This window comes from Maribacter huludaoensis, from assembly GCF_029350945.1.
Lineage (GTDB): Bacteria > Bacteroidota > Bacteroidia > Flavobacteriales > Flavobacteriaceae > Maribacter > Maribacter huludaoensis.
In genome coordinates, this window is record NZ_JARKMS010000002.1 from 394,339 (window position 1) to 414,738 (window position 20,400).

The 20,400-nt window shown below is 36.9% G+C and carries 12 protein-coding genes; 11 read left to right on the forward strand and 1 reads right to left on the reverse strand.

Going from position 1 to position 20,400, the window contains the following annotated elements:
* Positions 1-56 precede the first annotated feature (56 nt).
* Complete coding sequence (locus PXC01_RS06760) at positions 57-884, forward strand: GIN domain-containing protein (RefSeq protein ID WP_276471558.1); 828 nt, start codon at positions 57-59, stop codon at positions 882-884.
* Here PXC01_RS06760 and PXC01_RS06765 read toward each other — a convergent pair.
* Positions 881-3,145: an acyl-CoA dehydrogenase family protein gene (locus PXC01_RS06765; RefSeq protein ID WP_276471559.1), complete on the reverse strand. Its 2,265-nt coding sequence runs from the start codon at positions 3,143-3,145 to the stop codon at positions 881-883. The genes PXC01_RS06760 and PXC01_RS06765 overlap by 4 nt on opposite strands.
* 129 nt (positions 3,146-3,274) lie before the next feature.
* Here PXC01_RS06765 and ruvB point away from each other — a divergent pair, with 129 nt between their 5' ends.
* The 10 genes from ruvB to PXC01_RS06815 all read left to right on the forward strand — a co-directional run bounded on the left by ruvB (position 3,275) and on the right by PXC01_RS06815 (position 20,261).
* Complete coding sequence (ruvB, locus tag PXC01_RS06770) at positions 3,275-4,297, forward strand: Holliday junction branch migration DNA helicase RuvB (RefSeq protein WP_276471560.1); 1,023 nt, start codon at positions 3,275-3,277, stop codon at positions 4,295-4,297.
* A gap of 2 nt (positions 4,298-4,299) precedes the next feature.
* Complete coding sequence (queG, locus tag PXC01_RS06775; protein WP_276472116.1) at positions 4,300-5,223, forward strand: tRNA epoxyqueuosine(34) reductase QueG; 924 nt, start codon at positions 4,300-4,302, stop codon at positions 5,221-5,223.
* 230 nt (positions 5,224-5,453) lie between these two features.
* Positions 5,454-6,908: a sucrose phosphorylase gene (gene gtfA / locus PXC01_RS06780; protein ID WP_276471561.1), complete on the forward strand. Its 1,455-nt coding sequence runs from the start codon at positions 5,454-5,456 to the stop codon at positions 6,906-6,908.
* Between the two features lie 120 nt (positions 6,909-7,028).
* Positions 7,029-8,345, forward strand: coding sequence for an MFS transporter (locus tag PXC01_RS06785; RefSeq protein ID WP_276471562.1), 1,317 nt, complete (start codon positions 7,029-7,031; stop codon positions 8,343-8,345).
* A 122-nt stretch (positions 8,346-8,467) separates the two neighbouring features.
* Positions 8,468-10,762, forward strand: a complete 2,295-nt coding sequence (locus PXC01_RS06790; RefSeq protein ID WP_276471563.1) for an NADP-dependent malic enzyme — start codon at positions 8,468-8,470, stop codon at positions 10,760-10,762.
* 73 nt (positions 10,763-10,835) lie between these two features.
* On the forward strand, positions 10,836-11,417 hold the full coding sequence (gene ruvA, locus PXC01_RS06795) for a Holliday junction branch migration protein RuvA (protein ID WP_276471564.1): 582 nt from the start codon (positions 10,836-10,838) through the stop codon (positions 11,415-11,417).
* A 5-nt stretch (positions 11,418-11,422) separates the two neighbouring features.
* Positions 11,423-18,607, forward strand: coding sequence for a T9SS outer membrane translocon Sov/SprA (gene sov / locus PXC01_RS06800; protein ID WP_420828580.1), 7,185 nt, complete (start codon positions 11,423-11,425; stop codon positions 18,605-18,607).
* Between the two features lie 121 nt (positions 18,608-18,728).
* Positions 18,729-19,109, forward strand: coding sequence for a glycine cleavage system protein GcvH (gene gcvH, locus PXC01_RS06805; protein ID WP_276471565.1), 381 nt, complete (start codon positions 18,729-18,731; stop codon positions 19,107-19,109).
* Between the two features lie 37 nt (positions 19,110-19,146).
* A complete protein-coding gene (locus tag PXC01_RS06810) occupies positions 19,147-19,494 on the forward strand; it encodes a VanZ family protein (protein WP_276472118.1) in 348 nt (115 codons plus the stop codon).
* A gap of 62 nt (positions 19,495-19,556) precedes the next feature.
* Entirely contained in the window at positions 19,557-20,261 is a 705-nt protein-coding gene (locus PXC01_RS06815; protein ID WP_276471566.1) for an energy transducer TonB, read from the forward strand.
* The last annotated feature ends 139 nt before the right edge of the window (positions 20,262-20,400 follow it).

Here is a 20,400-nt window from a genome sequence, read left to right on the forward strand (position 1 = left end):
GTTCTAATTTTACTTAAAATTGGATAACTTCAGATAATTAAACATAAGTAAACACTATGAGAAAGTTCACCCTATTGATTACAGTATTAGTCATCTCTATTAATGCTTACGCCCAACGTAAACCCAAGATAAAAGGAAATAAAAATGTCATTGAGGTACGTGAGGATTTAGAACCTTTTAATGCTATTGAATTAGTTGATGATTTGGATATCGTTATTCAAAAGGCTACATCTGAAGGTTATGCACTAGAATTGGATGATAATTTGGTAGACGTGCTTAAATTCAGGGTAGATAATGGAACGTTAAAAATATCATCGTTTTATAATATTACCGGAAAAAAGAAACTGGTGATTACAATTTTCTTTCAAGAGCTAAATAGTATTAAAATGATGAACGGAAAAATTAGTATGAAGGATGTCATTTCTACTGATAGGCTTGAAGTACAAACGTATGGTACTTCTAGGTTGGAACTAAATGCTACCGCTGATATTATGGATATTAATATGGAGGAAATTAGCTCTGGTGATTTTAATTTAGCGAGCGACTCATTAAACCTTACATTGAAAGATAGGATCGATGTTAAATTATACACTACGGGTGCCAGCAATAATATATATATGTATAAAAATGCATCGGCTAAAGTGGAAGGTACTTCAGAATATTTAATGACAAAATTATATGGTAATACCTCATTAAAAGCATCAGATCTTCAGGCGAATCATGTACTTGTAGTTGCTGAAGATTCACCTGATATAGAAATAAGAGCCTTAAACACATTGCAACTTAGCTCAAAGGGGTCTGCTAGGACCAAACTTTATGGCGATGCAGAAATAACTATCCTGGATTTTATGGATACATCTAGATTGGAAAAAGAACGTAATTAATTTGCAATGGGAGCGGTCATTAAATGATCGGGTATGCCAAAACCATCTACCAAACTATTAAGATGTGGTCTTAATTCTGTACATAGTCGTTCTACTCGTTGTCGTATAGCTTTAGATTTGGTTCCGCTTATATATCCTTGTTCTAAATACCATGAAGCATTTTTTCTAATTTCATGCAGGGCATATAGCGTACCCAGTTTTTCAAATAATTCCTTATAAGCTGGGTCTTTAATAGTCCTAATGTGTTCAATAAACGATTTGTAAGCCAGTTCTGCGCTATAAGCTTTGCCAAGTGTCATTAAATGTGTTTGTACCTTTAAAAATGCCTGATATGAAGGAATACCTTTTTTAATATAGCCCCTAATGCGCATTGCAAGGGTATAGGTCAATCTTCTAGTTCTATGTTCTAGGGCATGGACATGAAATTTAGGGTTGTACAAGTGGTCCTTGTCGGTCTTGTTAGTGTATAGCGGATTAATAGTTGATAGCTTATCGCTAAGTTGAGAGCTCAATAATTTTAAAACAGTTGAAAAACCTGCGCTATTAAACTCAGCCTTAAAATCTGACAGAACGCCTTTGGCGGCCAATTGTAATAATACATTGTTGTCCCCCTCAAACGTGGTAAATATATCAACGTCACCTTTTAAATCCGCAATTCTGTTTTCTAATAGATACCCTTTACCGCCACAGGCTTCGCGGCATTCCTGTATGGTGTCGTTTGCATACCATGTAATAATGGATTTCAGTCCTGCAACTTGTGTTTCAACTTTTCTCTTGTCAGGTTGCGTTTCATCGCAATATACTGTCATCATTTTATCTAAGGTAATGTGGTATACATATGCGCTTGCAATTAATGGAGTTAAACGAAGTTGGTGCGATGGGTAATCCATAAGCAGGTCTTCCTGTATTTTTACACTGTCATTGAATTGCCTTCTTTTTAATGCATGTTTTATAGCTACGGTCAGTGCAAATTTTGCACCGCCTAAGCCTGCTCTTGCTACACAAATTCTGCCGCCCACTAAAGTGCCCAACATAGTAAAGAATCGTTTGTTCGGATTCTTTATTTCTGAATAATAATCTCCATTCGCTAAAATAGTACCATACTTGTTCAATAGGTTTTCTTTTGGCACCTCAACTTGATTGAACCAAATTTTACCATTATCAACTCCGTTAAGACCTAATTTATAGCCATTATCTTCAACTGTTACACCAGGTAGTAATTCATGTTTCTCGTTTCTTAGGGGTACTAGAATAGCATGTACGCCTTCATTTTTTCCGTTTACAATAAGTTGAGCAAAAACAGATGCCATTTTAGAATGTATGGCATTACCTATATATTCTTTGTTGTCATTTTTTCCTGGGGTGTGTATAACAATGGTTTCTGAGTTTTTGTTATAAGTAGCTGTGGTTTTAATTCCTCGTACATTGGATCCGTGCCCGGTTTCCGTCATGGCAAAACATCCTAATAATTCAGCTTTACCGGTGTCTTTTAAATACTTGTCATGGTGTTTTTTTGTTCCAAGTTTCTGAATACTTCCGCCGAACAACCCAAATTGAACTCCAAATTTTATAGAAAGACTTCCGTCCGCCCACATCATATTTTCAAAGATGTATGCATAACCTTCCATATCATTGGTGCCGCCATAGGCATCTGGGTAGGCCATTGCTCCGTATCCTTTATCTGCCAAAAATTCAACTTGTTCTAAAACATGATTACGAAAATCCTCTTTGTTTCGTCTTACTTCCCAAGAGAAAATAGGGTCTTTTAATACGGTTCTAAAAGAATCTATCGCTTCCGCATGATTTCCCTTTAAAATTGTGTCTATGGTTTTTGACGAATATTGAGATGATTTATTTTCTAGATCAATATGCACGTCAAATAGATAATTGTAATGATTGGGTTGAATGCCCAAGTTTATTTCAATACTTTTTATTTGATCGTTATACGAAATTTTATCATGATAGTGCGATGCTACTTTTTGGCTAAAAGCTGTTAAGGGATACGTTTCATGCTCCACTAACTTAACACCACTGTTATTGATTAATTGTTTCCAGTATTTAAAGGTCTCGTTCTTTGGTGGATTTTTTACGTTCATCCACGCTTTAAGCTGTTTTTTATCCTCTGTGGACAAGGTGTCATCATGAGAAATGGCATTCTCAACCACATTTATTTCAGATGCCGATAACAGATCGTCTGACCATATGATATAAAATATAGGAATATATTGTAGTACTTGTGCTGGGTAATTTTCTTTTGTCATGCCATGAATTTACAATTTTTAGTTAGATTTCTTACAGGTATTTAACGGTCATTTAGGTATTTTAATAAATTGAATTAGCTACCGGTATAAGTTTAAAGTTATCTGGTGTTTGTCTATCTTTGTTAGTGTATGAACGAGTATTTAGACCCATCTGCTGATGGTTTCTCTAATGAGGAACTTGATATTGAAAGAGCATTAAGACCTGTAAATTTTGATGATTTTACCGGTCAGGACCAGGTTCTTGAAAACCTGAAGGTTTTTGTTGAAGCTGCGAATAGAAGGGGCGAGGCATTGGATCATACCTTGTTTCACGGTCCCCCAGGTTTAGGTAAGACTACTTTGGCGAATATTCTTGCCAATGAACTAGGGGTTTCTATTAAAATTACTTCGGGTCCTGTTCTAGATAAACCTGGAGATTTAGCGGGTTTGCTTACCAATCTAGACGAACGTGATGTTTTGTTTATTGATGAAATTCATAGATTAAGCCCTATAGTTGAAGAGTATCTATACTCTGCAATGGAAGATTATAAAATAGATATCATGTTAGAATCTGGGCCAAATGCCAGATCTGTTCAGATAAATTTAAATCCATTTACGTTGATCGGTGCAACTACAAGGTCAGGATTGTTGACCGCTCCTATGCGCGCCCGTTTTGGTATTCAAAGTAGGTTGCAATACTATTCAACCGAATTACTTTCAACTATCGTGGAGCGTAGTGCAGAAATTCTACGCGTACCAATTTCTCAAGATGCGGCAATTGAAATTGCTGGCAGAAGTAGGGGTACGCCCAGAATATGTAATGCTTTGCTGAGAAGAGTGCGAGATTTTGCCGAGATCAAAGGGAATGGCTCTATTGATATGGAAATTTCAAAATTTAGTCTGAAGGCCTTGAATGTGGATGCCCATGGTCTAGATGAAATGGATAACAAGATTTTGACCACTATAATCGATAAATTTAAGGGCGGTCCTGTGGGTATTACCACTTTGGCCACGGCGGTATCCGAAAGCGCAGAAACTATTGAAGAGGTGTATGAGCCATTTTTAATTCAGCAGGGTTTTATCATGAGAACTCCACGAGGTAGAGAAGTGACAGAATTGGCATACAAACACCTAGGAAGGATTAAAGGAGGAATTCAACCTGGATTGTTTTGAGTATCAATATTAAACATAAATGGACCAATAGTATTAAAACCGAAGCCAAACGCCTCGGTTTTTTATCATGTGGAGTGTCCAAAGCAGATTTTTTAGAAGAAGAAGCTCCTAGGTTAGAGAGATGGCTCAATAATAATATGAACGGCGAAATGAGCTATATGGCAAATCATTTCGATAAAAGATTGGATCCAAGAAAGCTAGTAGAGGGGTCAAAGTCTGTAATTTCCGTTTTGTTAAATTATTATCCTAAAGAAACTCAAGATGAAGATTCATACAAAATTTCCAAGTACGCATATGGTCATGATTACCATCATGTAATTAAAACAAAACTCAGACAATTACAAGAATTTATAACGGATGAAATAGGCGAAATCAACGGGCGGGCCTTTGTAGATTCTGCACCTGTGCTTGACAAAGCTTGGGCTGCAAAAAGTGGCTTGGGTTGGATCGGTAAGCATAGTAACCTGCTAACCCAACGGGTGGGGTCGTTTTACTTTATAGCAGAGTTAATAGTTGATTTAGAACTGGAATACGACCATGCGGTAACAGATCATTGCGGTACCTGTACGGCTTGTATAGATGCGTGCCCTACGCAGGCAATTGTGGAGCCATATGTAGTTGATGGCAGTAAGTGTATTTCATATTTTACCATTGAGTTAAAAAACGAATTGCCAAACGAAATGAAAGGTTCTTTTGATGATTGGATGTTTGGATGCGATGTTTGCCAAGATGTTTGTCCTTGGAACCGGTTTTCAAAGCCGCATAATGAACCTTTGTTCAATCCTAATCCAGAATTGCTCAGCATGACTAGAAAAGATTGGGAGGAAATTACCGAAGATGTGTTTAGAAAGGTATTTCAAAAATCTGCAGTAAAGCGAACGAAATATGACGGACTTAAAAGGAACATTGATTTTTTAAAAGAATAGTTCACTTTTTTGGAAATCTTAATATGTTTTTAGTATGTTTCCATCTTGCTGAAAATTATTTTTAATACTCTAACGTTTGAGTTTTTGCCAGGGGGCTCTAATCTTCATTTCGTCCCTGATTTTAGGCTTTTAAGTACTATATTGGATTCCTGTTTTAACAAAATGGCACTATAGCTTATTTCATTTGCAAGTGCTCATTTAAGAAAATTCGAAAGAAAGAAAGATTTAAGATGAAGAATAAAGTTCAATTAATTACTTATGTAGATAGGTTGGGTAAAAGTGACATTAAGGGGCTTGACCTTTTGTTGAAAAATCAATTCAAAGATTTGTTCGGTGGTGTTCACATGCTTCCCTTTTATTATCCTATAGATGGAGAAGACGCTGGGTTTGATCCTATTGATCATAAACAAATTGATAAGAGATTAGGTAGCTGGGCCGATGTTAAAGAGTTAAGTGCATCTGTAGATGTTATGGCAGATTTGATCGTTAACCATATGTCCGCCAAATCACCTGAATTTCAAGATTTTTTGAAAAAAGGGGAAGATTCTGAATTTGCAGAATTGTTTTTGACTTTTGATACGGTTTTTCCGAACGGAGCTACTGAAAAAGATTTAATAGAAATTTATAGGCCACGACCTGGATATCCATTTACAAAAGTAAAATTTGATAACGGTCAAGAAAGGCTTATTTGGACCACTTTTACCACAAATCAAATTGATATAGATGTTCATTCTAAAAAAGGGAAGGATTATTTAGAGAGTATTTTAGTTGAGTTTCAGAAGTCTGGGGTAAACATGATTCGCCTAGATGCTGCCGGATATGCTATTAAAAAAGCAGGTACTAGTAGTTTTATGATAGAAGAAACCTTTGCTTTTATAGATGAACTTACAACAAAGGCCAAGAAAATGGGCATTGCTGTATTGGTAGAGATTCATTCATATTATAAAACTCAAATAGAAATTGCAAAAAAAGTTGACTTTGTTTATGACTTTGCTTTACCAGTGTTGGTCTTGGATACCCTATTTAACGCCAGTGCAGAGAATTTAAAAAATTGGTTGAACGTAAGTCCAAGAAACGCAATTACGGTTTTAGATACCCATGACGGTATTGGTATAGTGGATGTAGCATCTGAAAATGGAGAGAAAGGGCTGATAGATGATGCAACTTTAAATGCCATTGTAGAACGTATGCACGAAAATAGTGGCAATACAAGCAGAAAGGCAACAGGAGCTGCTGCTTCAAATCTAGATTTGTATCAAGTAAATTCAACTTATTTTGAAGCGCTAGGTAAAGATGAGAACGCATATTTAGCGGCAAGGGCCATTCAGTTTTTTGTTCCAGGTATTCCTCAAGTTTATTATGTAGGACTTTTTGCCGGTGAAAACGATATGGACTTATTGGCCAAGACTAATGTGGGTAGAGACATTAATAGACATTACTATTCCCAAGATGAAATAAATGAATATGTTGAGACGTCTTTCTTTGCAAAGTTTAAACAATTGATCATTTTAAGAAATACACATACCTCTTTTAATGGTGAGTTTATTTTGAAGGAATCGTCTAATTCTATTTTAAACATTAGGTGGGAAAATGACAGGCAATGGTCAGAATTGTACCTGGACTTAAAATCAATACATGTAAAAATCACCTATTCTAACCATGATAAGACAGATTCATTATATTGAATTCGTGTTAGTTAAATTGCTATAACGTTATAGTGCCGGGAATTTCAAATTTCTTACCAACATTTTATGTTCTAAATTATTTAATATGCTATCTTGTTAAGCTAGTTATAATAGGATATTATGAAAATAAGCAAACCAAGTTTAAGTTTTTGGCAAATATTCAATATGAATGTTGGGTTTTTAGGAATTCAGTATAGTTTTGGATTGCAACAAACAGCTATAAACCCAATCTTCCTATACCTGGGTGCTCCAGAAGATATGCTTCCTATTTTAAATATTGCAGGTCCTGTAACCGGTTTGATCGTACAGCCAATCATAGGTGCAATGTCAGATAAAACTTGGTCTCAGCGTTGGGGTAGAAGAAAACCTTATTTTTTGATCGGGGCAATTTTGGGCAGTTTGTGTTTGTTCGCTTTCCCAACAAGCCCTGTTCTATGGTTTGCAGTTGGTTTGTTATGGATTTTAGATGTGGGCAATAATATGGCAATGGAGCCCTACAGGGCATTTGTTGGAGATAAATTGCCGGACAATCAATTAAGTTTAGGGTACCAGATGCAGAGTCTTTTCGTAGGTGCCGGTATTCTTTTGGCGAACGGATCTATAGTGCTGTTTCAATATTTGTTCGGTGGCGAATCTGTAGAGGTTGCGGGTACAATTCCTACTTGGTTGTACTATTCATTCTACATTGGTGCCATTCTTTCTATTACGACTATTCTTTTTTCGGTTTTAAAAACTCCTGAAATTCCGCCTTCATCTGAAGAGCTGACAGATATCCTCAAAGCAAAGGCCAAACCTTTAACGGAGCGTATTGCCTTGCCCTTTAAGGAAATTGCAGAATCTATAAAGAAGATGCCAAAATTCATGTGGAAGGTAGGTGCCGTTTATTTGTTTCAATGGTATGCTTTATTCATTTATTGGCAGTATACTACACCATTGTTTAAATTGACTATGGGTTATACTACGGGAGAAGCTGCTTCACAATCCGCACAAATGAGTTTAACGTACAATATTGTCACCATGGTCGTGGCTTTGGCCTTGGTACCGCTTACACTTAAGTTTGGTGGAAAAAAGGTATATGCGTTAAGCTTGTTCGGTACTGCCATTTCTTTATTCACTATTCCGTATATCACAGATCCCGTAATGGTTTTGGTGCCAATGGTTTTATTTGGTATCGGTTGGGCGGCTATGATGGGTATACCTTATACGATGGTATCAAAAGTAGTTCCTCAAGAAAGACGTGGCGTATATATGGGAATCCTAAATATGATGATAGTAATTCCTATGGGGATAGAGACCCTTACCTTTGGTCCAATTTATAAATTCTTACTTGGTAATAATGCAATTAATGCCATGTTGTTTGCAGGAGCCTTTTTTGCGATATCTGGTTTTCTGGCATTAAGACTTAATGTTTCGAGTAAAGAAAGTATGGTTGATTAGTGATATCATATTTAGCTAAAAGCTTTTTTGATCGGTGGTATTTATTTTGTTTGTATAAATACGTATCCTCGTAATGCTTTCTTACAGAATACCTTTAAATTTGTTTTTTTAAATAGAAGCGTATGAGCAATGAAAAGCTAAGAAGAGAAGCACTTATTTATCATGCCAAGCCACAGCCAGGTAAGATAAAAATAGTTCCTACTAAACCTTATAGTACACAACGTGATCTAGCTTTGGCATACTCCCCTGGTGTTGCAGAGCCATGTCTAGAAATAGCAAAGGATAAGGATAACGCCTATAAATATACATCTAAAGGTAATTTGGTTGCCATTATTTCTAATGGTACCGCTGTCCTTGGACTAGGAAATATTGGTCCTGAGGCATCAAAACCTGTGATGGAAGGTAAAGGTCTTCTTTTTAAGATTTTTGCAGATATAGACGGTATTGATATTGAAGTGGATACTGAAGATGTAGATAAGTTTATTGAGACCGTTAAAATGATCGCCCCAACATTTGGAGGCATAAATCTTGAGGATATTAAGGCTCCAGAAGCTTTTGAAATTGAAAGAAGGCTAAAAGAAGAGCTGGATATTCCTGTTATGCACGATGACCAGCATGGTACGGCCATAATTTCTGCAGCTGCATTATTGAACGCATTAGAGCTTTCCAACAAAAAGATGGAAGAAGTTCGCATTGTTATCAGTGGTGCGGGTGCTGCCGCAGTATCATGTACTAAATTGTATAAGGCGTTTGGCGCTAAAGCTGAAAATATAGTAATGCTTGATAGTAAAGGTGTTATTAGAAAGGATGCCGATAATTTATCACCTGCAAAGAAAGAATTTGCTACCGATAGAAAAATAGACACGCTAGATGAGGCTATGGTAGATGCCGATGTTTTCGTTGGTCTTTCTATAGCCAATATTGTTACTCCGACCATGTTGAAATCTATGGCAGAAAACCCTATTGTGTTCGCTATGGCAAATCCAGACCCTGAGATTGCCTATGATCTAGCAATTGCTACACGTAAGGATATAATTATGGCAACGGGAAGATCCGATCATCCTAACCAAGTAAATAATGTACTTGGTTTTCCATTTATTTTTAGAGGTGCGTTAGATGTCCGGGCAACAGCAATCAATGAAGCTATGAAAATGGCGGCCGTAAAAGCTTTGGCAGATTTAACTAGACAGCCCGTACCAGAGCAAGTAAATATTGCTTATGGCGAAACAAGATTGACTTTTGGTAAAGAGTATATTATTCCCAAACCTTTTGATCAAAGACTAATATATGAAATACCACCTGCCGTAGCCAGGGCAGCAATGGAGAGTGGTGTTGCTAAGGCACCAATAGATGATTGGGATAAATACAGAGAGGAGTTGATGCTTCGCTCGGGCAACGATAATAAAGTGGTACGTCAACTTCATGCCAGGGCACGTAGCCATACCAAGAAAATTGTATTTGCCGAAGCTGACCATCTAGATGTTCTAAAAGCGGCCCAGATAGTTTATGAAGAAGGTATTGCAATTCCTATTCTGTTAGGTAGAAAAGATATCATTCTTGAATTAAAGAAAGAGTTGGAGTTTGATGCTGACCTTGCCATTATTGATCCAATGTCAGAAGAATTCGATGAACGCCATATACGTTATGCTACCAAATACTGGGAAAGTCGAAAGCGAAGCGGAGTAACCTTTTACAGCGCAAAAATAAAAATGCGCGAGCGTAATTATTTTGGCTCTATGATGGTAATGGAAGGCGATGCGGATGGAATGATTTCTGGTTATTCAAGGGCATACCCTACGGTGGTAAAACCAATTTTAGAAGTTGTTGGTAGAGCAAGTCAGGTTAAGAAAGTGGCTACGGTAAACATTATGATTACCGATAGAGGGCCGTTGTTTTTGGCCGATACTTCAATTAATATAGAGCCCAATGCAGAAGAATTGGCTGATATTGCACAAATGACAGCTAATGTTGCCTCTAATTTTGGCTTTAATCCCGTTTTGGCAATGTTGAGCTATGCTAACTTTGGTTCCTCAACACATCCTAATGCTAAAAAGGTTAGAGAAGCGGTTCGTATTCTTCATGAAACTCAGCCAGATTTAGTGGTAGATGGGGAAATACAAACCGATTTTGCATTAAATAGAGAACTTCATGAAAGTAAATTCCCGTTTTCTAAGCTTGCAGGCAGAAAAGTAAACACCCTGATATTCCCAAATTTAGAATCGGCTAACATTACCTATAAATTACTGAAAGAATTGAATAGTGCAGATTCTATAGGACCTATAATGGTAGGTTTGCGCAAAGCGGTTCATATTATGCAATTGGGTGCCAGTGTAGATGAGATAGTTAACATGGCGGCAGTAGCGGTAATTGATGCTCAAGAGCGCGAAAAGCGCAAAAAAGCTAAAGGTTCAAAATAATTTTTACGTAATTAATAACTGAAATAGGGAAATTGGTAGCTATACTTATTTCCCTTTTTAATTTAAATAGATCATGATACATCACTTAAAAGGAAAACTAGTAGAGAAAAACCCAACTCATGTTATTATTGAATGTGGTGGTGTAGGGTATTTTGTAAATATTTCTTTAAATACTTTTTCCAAGTTGCCGGAGCAGGAAAATATTTCCGTTTTTACGCACCTTCAAGTGAAAGAAGATTCTCACACATTGTTCGGGTTTGTGGAAAAATCTGAACGTGAAATTTTTAGGTTATTGTTATCTGTCTCGGGTATTGGGTCAAGTATAGCCAGAACCATGCTTTCATCTATGTCTCCCTCTCAGGTCAGGGATGCCATTGCCAATGGGGATGTTGCTTCTATTCAAGCAGTAAAAGGTATCGGTGCCAAAACGGCACAACGTGTAATTTTAGATCTTAGGGATAAGGTCTTAAAAGTTTACGATATAGACGAACTTTCGTTAAGTACAAACAATACAAATAAAGATGAAGCGTTATCTGCTTTAGAAGTTCTGGGCTTCGCACGCAAACAATCAGAGAGGGTTGTCGATAAAGTGCTTGGTCAAGATGCTTCGCTAAGTGTCGAGGGCATAATAAAACTCGCGCTCAAAAATTTGTAAAAAGTTTGAAAAACGGGGTAACTAAATTTCTTAAAATTTCTTTTAAGCACGTCTTTGTATTCTTTATGTTTTTGGGTTCTATAACCAGTGTTGTAGCTCAAGGAACAGAAGAACAGCAGGTAGACTCGGTAAAGACAGGATACAATCTGGGAAGAATTCTTATTGAGAATCCAGAAAGCATTGTGTCCAAATATATTTATGACCCTAAACTTGATCGTTATATCTATAATGAGAGTGTGGGCGATTTTAATATTGGTTATCCTATAATTCTTACACCGGATCAATATTTTAAATTGATCAGGGAAGAAGGAATTAAATCATATTTTAAAGAAAAATCCGATGCTTATTCGGGTAAAAAAGAAGGTAGTGAAGAAGCACGTAAAAATTTACTTCCCAACTTCTATGTAAATAATGATTTCTTCTCTACAATTTTTGGAGGTAATACTATTGAGATAATTCCCCAAGGATCCGTTGCAATGGATTTAGGTGTTATTTGGCAGAAAAATGACAACCCTTCTTTATCGCCTAGAAATAGAACTAACCTTTCGTTTGATTTTGATCAACGTATAAGTCTTAGTATGTTAGGTAAGATCGGTGAGCGCTTGCAAGTGACCGCTAATTATGATACCGAGGCAACTTTCGATTTTCAGAACATTGTAAAATTAGATTATACGCCTACTGAAGATGATATTATCCAGTCTATAGAAGTAGGTAACGTGAATATGCCACTTAATAGCTCTTTGATTCAGGGAGCCCAAAGTTTATTTGGTGTAAAAACAAAATTACAGTTTGGCAAAACCTCTGTGACGGCTGTTTTTTCTGAACAACGTTCACAAAATAATACCGTAGTTGCTCAGGGTGGGGGTACTTTAAATGATTTTACGTTGACCGCCCTGGACTATGACGAAAATAGACACTTTTTCCTGGCACAATATTTTAGGGACAATTATGATGATGCCCTATCTGCCTATCCGTATATACAGAGTCAAGTACAGATTACCCGAATAGAAGTATGGGTTACCAACAGAACTCAGCAAACATTGAATGTACGTAATGTAGTGGCAATTCAAGATTTAGGTGAATCTAATATTGCCAAGACCAGGGTAGGTCAGAATAATGGTAGTGGGGTTGGCTTCTTCAACGGTCCGGCAGATGTAAGACCTAGAAATAACGCTAATGACTATGACCCCGCTTTAATACTTTCTGGAGGTGGTGCCTTAAACGATAATATTAGGGAGATTGCAACTGTTGAAAGTGGGTTTAATGCGGGTAGTTTTGCCGGAGGATATTCTCCAAACCAGGGTTTTGATTATGCGTACCTAGAGAATGCAAGAAAATTAGAGCAGGGTAGGGATTATGATTTCAACTCACAATTGGGTTATATATCCTTAAATCAACGCCTAAGTAACGACGAAGTTTTGGGTGTTGCCTATCAGTACACCTTTCAAGGTCAAGTTTATCAAGTAGGTGAATTTGCAAATGGAGGTATAGAAGCTACTACCGTTACACAAGACGTTAGTGCCGTAATTGAGAATAATACATTAATACTTAAACTTCTTAAAAGTAATATCACCAATATCTCTGATCCTATTTGGGACTTGATGATGAAGAATATTTACGCTACAGGTGCATATAGTTTAAGTCAGGAAGATTTTAAGATGAATATTTTATATTCTGATCCTACTTCAAGAAATTATATAACCCCGGTAGAAGAAGGTCCGGGTTCTGGTTGGCCAGAAGGTTTAGAAGAGACTATTCTATTAAATGTATTTAACTTGGATAGATTAAATGTCTATAACGATATACAACCTGGTGGAGACGGATTTTTCGATTTCATTAGCGGGCAGACTATAGATGTGCAAAACGGCCGAATCATCTTTACCAAAGTAGAACCTTTTGGAGAGTTCTTGTATGAAAAGCTACAGAATGGTAACAGTGGCCAGTATGATGTTACTTCTGGTTATAATGCCAACCAAGAGCAATATGTATTCAGGGATATGTATGCTTTAACAAAAACTGCGGCACTTCAAGATCCGGAGAAGAATAAATTTTTGCTAAAGGGCTCTTATAAATCTGAAGGTAGTAATGGTATTTCTATAGGTGCATTTAACGTACCTCAAGGTTCTGTGACGGTGACCGCAAATGGTAGGACTTTGCAAGAGGGTATAGATTACACGGTTAATTATCAATCTGGTACGGTTCAAATTTTGGATCCGAGTTTAGAGGCTTCTAATGTGCCTATTAACATATCGGTAGAGAATAATGCTGTGTTCGGTCAGCAAACGCGTCGTTTTACCGGTGTAAACGTAGAGCATCAATTCAATGAAAAATTTGTTTTGGGCGGTACGTTATTGAATATGAACGAACGTCCGTTAACACAGAAATCTACCTATGGTGTAGAGTCTGTAAACAATACTATTTTTGGTTTAAATACTAACTTTTCTACAGAGGTGCCTTTCTTGACCCGTATGGTGAACAAGCTGCCAAATATAGATACAGATGTGCCTTCCAATATATCGGTAAGGGCAGAAATGGCGGCCTTGATACCCAATTCTCCTAAAAATGCTGATTTTGAAGGGGAAACAACTACGTATTTGGATGATTTTGAAGGTGCGCAGGCATTAATAGATATTAGGGCATCGTTAGGGTGGTCTCTTGCGAGTATGCCTTTGGAGTTTGGTAACGATGATCAACCGTTTGGTAGTTCGCCGGAAGATTTAAATAACTTATTGAACGGTTACGGTAGGGCTAAGTTATCTTGGTATACTATTGATCCCATATTTTATACTACGCAAAGACCGGCTTCTGTTAGTGATGACGATCTTTCCATCAACGCTACCCGTAGGGTTTATATTGATGAAGTTTTTCCAGAAACAGATGTGGCGCAAGGGCAAACCCAAGTACAGACCACTTTGGATATGGTCTACTATCCAAATGCTAAAGGGCCGTATAATAACAACCCGGATTTTGAAACTGAAGCTCCGTCGGAAAAATGGGGCGGTATGATGCGTTCTTTGAGTAGTACGGATTTTGAGCAGAGTAATGTGGAGTTTGTTCAGTTTTGGGTAATGGACCCATATGTTGATGGTATTGCCAATGGTGCGGGTGAATTGGTGCTTAACCTTGGTAATATATCCGAGGATATTTTGCGCGATGGTAAAAAGCAATATGAAAACGGTTTGCCCGGTGTAAACAGTAACGATTTTGTTTCGCCTACCTCTTGGGGCGAAGTGCCCGCAACGCAATCTTTGGTCTATGCTTTTGATGCTGACGAAAATAATAGGGTTTTGCAGGATACCGGTTTTGATGGTTTGGATGATGTGCGTGAAGCAGATGTATATACCAGTAACCCGGGCAGTGATCCTGCATTGGATAATTATGTATACTATTTAAATAGAGAAGGTAGTATTTTAGAAAGATATCAAGACTTTAATAATCCACAAGGGAACTCGCCTGTTTCGGTAACAAATACGGACAGGGGCTCTACTACATTACCAGATGTGGAAGATGTAGATAGAGATTTAACAATGAATACCGTAAATAGCTATTATGAGTACCGTATTGCTATTAAGCCGAATACTACTATTAACGATAAGTATGTAACCGATATCATTGAAGGTACGGCAAGTGGGGAACCAAGAATATTAAACGGAGATGAGGTTAATTACCGTTGGATACAATATAAAGTTCCATTGAGCGACTTTACAGATGCCATAGGCGGTATAACAGATTTTAGGTCTATCAGTTTTATGCGTATGTACATGACAGGGTTTAATAGTCCTACAGTTTTGCGTTTTGCAACTTTAGATTTGGTTAGGGGAGATTGGCGTACCTATACAAGTACATTGCAAGATAAAAATATTGATAGTGATCCCTCTGACGACGGTACTACCTTAGATGTAAATACCGTAAACATAGAAGAAAATAGTAGTAGAACCCCAATACCGTACGTATTGCCTCCGGGTGTGGTTAGGGAACAGTTAAATAATAACAACACCATTATTCGCCAGAACGAGCAATCCCTTTCATTGACAGTTTCTAATTTAGAGTCTGAAGATTCACGCGGAGTGTTTAAAAATTTGAACGTTGATATTCGTCAATATGAGAAATTGAAAATGTTCATACATGCCGAAAAAATTATAGATAGTGATTATGCGGATACCTCTACACCTTTGGTAGGTTTCTTGCGTATGGGTACAGATTTTACCCAAAACTACTATCAAATAGAATTACCGTTAGAGTTTACGCCTTTTACGGCGGTTTCAGATGATGAGATCTGGCCAGAGAACAACGAGATGAATATTTTGCTTAGCGATTTGACAAAAGTAAAGTCGCAATGGATTGCAGATGGTGAGCTTAGTGATGTTCGGTTCTTTGAAATTGATAATGGTGAAGTAATACCTGTTGGTGAGTTTGATGTTCGTACACCAGGTAGAATACGTATTGGTATTAAAGGTAACCCTTCTTTAGGTAGTATACGTACTATGATGGTGGGGGTTAAAAACCAGGATATTTTACCGGCAAGAGGTGAAGTATGGTTTAATGAACTACGCCTTGCAGGATTGGATAATAACGGTGGTTGGGCCGCAATTGCCGCAGTAGACGGTAATATTGCAGATTTTGCCAACTTTAGTGCAACGGGTAGTAAGAGTACTTCAGGTTTTGGTTCAATAGATCAAATGCCAAATGAGCGTGCACGTGAAGATGCCGTTTCATATGATGTTGTTACCAATGTTAATGTTGGGCAATTGCTTCCTAAAAAATGGGGTATTCAATTACCGTTTAATTACGGAATATCAGAACAGATGATCACACCGGAGTTTGATCCTGTATATGATGATTTAAAACTAGCGGATAGAATAGCGGCCGAAGATACCCAAGAAGGTAAAGATGAGGTTTTAGAGCAGGCAGAAGACTATACAAAACGTACCAGTATTAATTTAATTGGTGTGCGTAAAGACCGTAGTGAAGAGGCCGATGCTAATTTCTACGATATTGAAAACTTCACCTTTAACTATAGTTATAACGAAACAGACCATAGGGATTTTGAAATTGCTGAGTTAAAAGAACAGAATGTAAATACCGGTTTTGTATATAATCATAGTTTTGAACCGGTTGAAATTGCACCTTTCGCCAAAAAAGATTCGCTCTTAACGGGTAAATATTGGAAATGGTTGAAAGATTTGAACTTAAACTTGTTACCGTCAAATATTGGGGTTACCTCAAATATCAATAGACAGTTTAATGCACAACGTTTTAGGGATGTTTATACCGATGGTGAGGACAGAATAGAATTGCCGGAGCTTCAGCAGCGTAATTATTTATTTAATTGGCAGTATGCGGTCAATTATAATTTGACCAAATCACTTAGATTGAACTTAACAGGTTCCAATAATAATATCGTTAGAAATTACTTGAACGAAGATGAGCCTGTAGAATCAATAGATAGAATTAGAAATGAATTAGGTTTATGGGATGGCTTTTTTGATGTAGGTGAGCCAAACAGACATTCTCAGCAAATGCAATTGAACTATGAGGTGCCATTTTCTAAAATACCTGCGTTAGATTTTATTAGTACACAATATTCTTACACCAGTAATTTTGATTGGCAAAGGGGTGGTGATGCATTGTTTGAGGTTGCCGGTGAATATATCAACACCGTGCAAAATGCAAATACACATACAATAACTTCGTCTTTGACCATGCAAAAGTTCTATGATCTTATCGGACTTAAAAAGCGTTCCGCTCCAAGAGCATCAACTGCCGGTCCTATACGAAGGGATAAATCTGGTGCTGTCTCCGAAGATCAAGAAAAAATTAAAGGTAAAACAAGTGATTTGTTCAATACCGTAGTGGATATTGTTACCATGGTAAAAAGATTGAATTTCAACTACAGTGAGAACAATGGTACCGTACTTCCTGGGTATACACAATCTGTAGGCTTTGTAGGTACTACGAAACCCACTATTGGTTTCTTGTTCGGTAGTCAGTCAGATGTTCGTTATGAAGCGGCTAGAAATGGTTGGCTAACCGGTTTTCAAGAATTTAATGAGCAATTCATCCAAAGAACAAACAAACAATTGAATATTACCGCTACTGCGCAACCAACCAAAGATATTACTATAGATTTGGTCGCGGACAGACAATATTCTGATAGTTATCAAGAGAATTTTAATGTTGTTGATCAAGAATATAATCTTCAGTTGGGCAATAACTATGGTAGTTTTAGTATCTCTACTATGATGATCGGTACTGCATTTGGTAAGAGTGATGAGTTTGACTCAAGTACCTTTCAACAGTTTAAGGATAATAGGATTACAATAGCTAATAGATTAATTTCTGACCGTTCACAACCTGTAGGTGAGTTAGATGAAGATGGTTTTCCACAATTGTATGGTAAAACGCAACAAGATGTTTTGTTACCGGCATTCTTTGCAGCATATACGGGCCAAGATGCCGAACGCGTAAACTTAGATACGTTTAGGGATATTCCTATTCCTAACTGGAGTATTAAATATACGGGTCTAATGAAGAGCAAATGGTTTAAAAAGAAATTCAAGCGTTTTTCTTTAAGCCACGGGTATCGCGCATCATATAGTATAAACTCATACCAAACGAATTTAGAAAAGGTTCAATTGATCAAAGATGGTGAAAATGCTATTAATGCAGAGAATCTAGATATTTTGCCCGATCTTATTTTAAACAATGTGGTGCTTACAGATCAATTTAACCCATTGGTAAGGGTAGATTTTGAAATGAAGAATTCTGTTAGTGTATTGGCGGAAGTAAGAACAGATAGAACATTGTCATTAAGTTTTGATAATGATTTAATGACCGAGATCAATGGTAAAGAATATACTGTTGGTTTAGGATATCGTTTTAAAGATGTAAAATTTGTAACCAATATTGGAGGTAATAAAACAAGGCTAAAAGGTGATTTAAATCTGAAAGCGGATGTAACTTTAAGAGATAACATTACTATTATTAGAAATTTAGATATTAATAATAATCAAATAACCTCTGGTCAGAATCTAATGTCGTTGAAGTTTACTGCAGATTATGCCCTAAGTAAGAATTTAAATGCATTGTTCTTTTATGATCATTCATTCTCTCAATTTGCAGTCTCCACTGCTTTTCCGCAAACAACAATTAATACCGGGTTTACAATTCGCTACAATTTTGGCAACTAATTTAGAAACTTAATAAAAGTTGAATACAGATTAAATGAGGCCTTATTAAACATTTATAAATGTTTTGATAACCTAAGTTGAAAACTTTACATTTGCCGAAGTAAAATAATAAACGATTATAATGAATATACCAGCCGAATTAAAATATACAAAAGATCACGAGTGGGTAAGGATCGATGGTGATGTTGCCACTGTAGGTATTACAGATTTCGCACAAGGTGAATTAGGTGATATTGTTTATGTAGAAGTAGATACTCTTGATGAAACTTTAGAACGAGAAGCTATTTTTGGAACAGTTGAAGCTGTAAAAACTGTTTCTGACTTGTTTTCTCCTTTATCTGGTGAGATTATCGAGTTTAATGAAGCACTTGAAGATGAGCCGGAAAAAGTAAATAGTGACCCATACGGTGAAGGTTGGATGGTAAAAATTAAATTTAGCAATGCTAGCGAATTAGATGATTTGTTGAGCGATGCTGCATATAAAGAGATAATTGGTGGTTAAAAACACTATTTATAAAGTACTTTTCATAAGCTGGATGATGTTTGTAACATTTTTCAGCTTATTTTCTTTTTCGGGAATTGGTGCCTCTAGCTTCAATATTCCGCATATGGACAAAATCGTACATTTTACCTTCTATTCTGTAATGGTGGTGCTGGGTTACTTGGCAATACCCAAAAGTAAAGAACAATTGGTAGGTAGGGCTAAGTTGTTGTGGTACATTGTTTTATTCGCGATAGTCTACGGCATAATTATTGAAGTACTACAACATGTGGCAACTTCTGACAGGCATGGTGATCCGCTAGATGCTTTGGCAAATTCTACCGGAGCTCTTGTAGGATTGTTGGTCGTTAGATTTCTGTTTTTTCGAGTGCCCTCGTTAAAATGAAAATTTTAGTTGCATTTTTATCGATTAATTAGTTAAATTAGCAATCACTAAATTGAAAATATATGGAACCTAAAAAGAATCCTAAAGCGGATTTAACAAAGAACAGCAGTCTTTATTTCGTTATCGGTTTGTTCGCAGTAATGCTATTTACATATGTAGCATTTGAATGGAAAACGTATGATGAGGTGAATGATTATGATATTTCTATGAATGTGGATGATCTTTTAGATGAAGAAGTTCCAATGACAGAACAGATTAAAACTCCACCGCCACCACCGCCACCAGCTGCACCAGAAATTATTGAAGTTGTAGAAGATGAAGAAGAGGTTGAGGAAACTGTAATCGAGTCTACTGAAACTAGTCAAGAAGAGGAAATCGTTGAAGTTGAGGACGTTGTTGTTGATGAAATCGAAGAAGACGTTGATGTGCCTTTCGCAGTTATTGAAGATGTACCTGTATTCCCAGGTTGTGAAAATGAAAGCGATAAAAGGGCTTGTTTCAACAAAATGATACAAAAACACATTGGTAAGAACTTCCGTTACCCAGAAATTGCTCAAGAAATGGGTGTTCAAGGTAGGGTTAGTGTAATGTTCGTTATACAAAAAGATGGTAGTATTGGTAACGTTAGAATGCGTGGTCCAGATAAAAACCTAGAAAAAGAAGCAGCTAGAATTATTAGTAAGTTGCCAAAAATGACCCCTGGTAAGCAGAGAGGTAGAGCTGTACGTGTTCCGTTTAGTATTCCTATCAATTTTAAATTACAATAGTATTTAGTTACTGTTTCAATACATATAAAATCCCGGGCACAATGCTCGGGATTTTTTTTGTCATTTTTTTAGCTCAGTTGTCTTTATAAAGACAAGTCTTGTGTTGTTATTTCTTCCGTTGTAGAATGGTATACAGAAG

Bases quoted from the DNA above. Each gene is read 5' to 3' on its own strand.
- PXC01_RS06760 (WP_276471558.1), top strand. From the start codon at position 57: ATGAGAAAGTTCACCCTATTGATTACAGTATTAGTCATCTCTATTAAT.
- PXC01_RS06765 (WP_276471559.1), bottom strand. From the start codon at position 3,145: ATGACAAAAGAAAATTACCCAGCACAAGTACTACAATATATTCCTATA.
- ruvB (WP_276471560.1), top strand. From the start codon at position 3,275: ATGAACGAGTATTTAGACCCATCTGCTGATGGTTTCTCTAATGAGGAA.
- gtfA (WP_276471561.1), top strand. From the start codon at position 5,454: ATGAAGAATAAAGTTCAATTAATTACTTATGTAGATAGGTTGGGTAAA.
- PXC01_RS06785 (WP_276471562.1), top strand. From the start codon at position 7,029: ATGAAAATAAGCAAACCAAGTTTAAGTTTTTGGCAAATATTCAATATG.
- PXC01_RS06790 (WP_276471563.1), top strand. From the start codon at position 8,468: ATGAGCAATGAAAAGCTAAGAAGAGAAGCACTTATTTATCATGCCAAG.
- ruvA (WP_276471564.1), top strand. From the start codon at position 10,836: ATGATACATCACTTAAAAGGAAAACTAGTAGAGAAAAACCCAACTCAT.
- gcvH (WP_276471565.1), top strand. From the start codon at position 18,729: ATGAATATACCAGCCGAATTAAAATATACAAAAGATCACGAGTGGGTA.
- PXC01_RS06810 (WP_276472118.1), top strand. From the start codon at position 19,147: ATGTTTGTAACATTTTTCAGCTTATTTTCTTTTTCGGGAATTGGTGCC.
- PXC01_RS06815 (WP_276471566.1), top strand. From the start codon at position 19,557: ATGGAACCTAAAAAGAATCCTAAAGCGGATTTAACAAAGAACAGCAGT.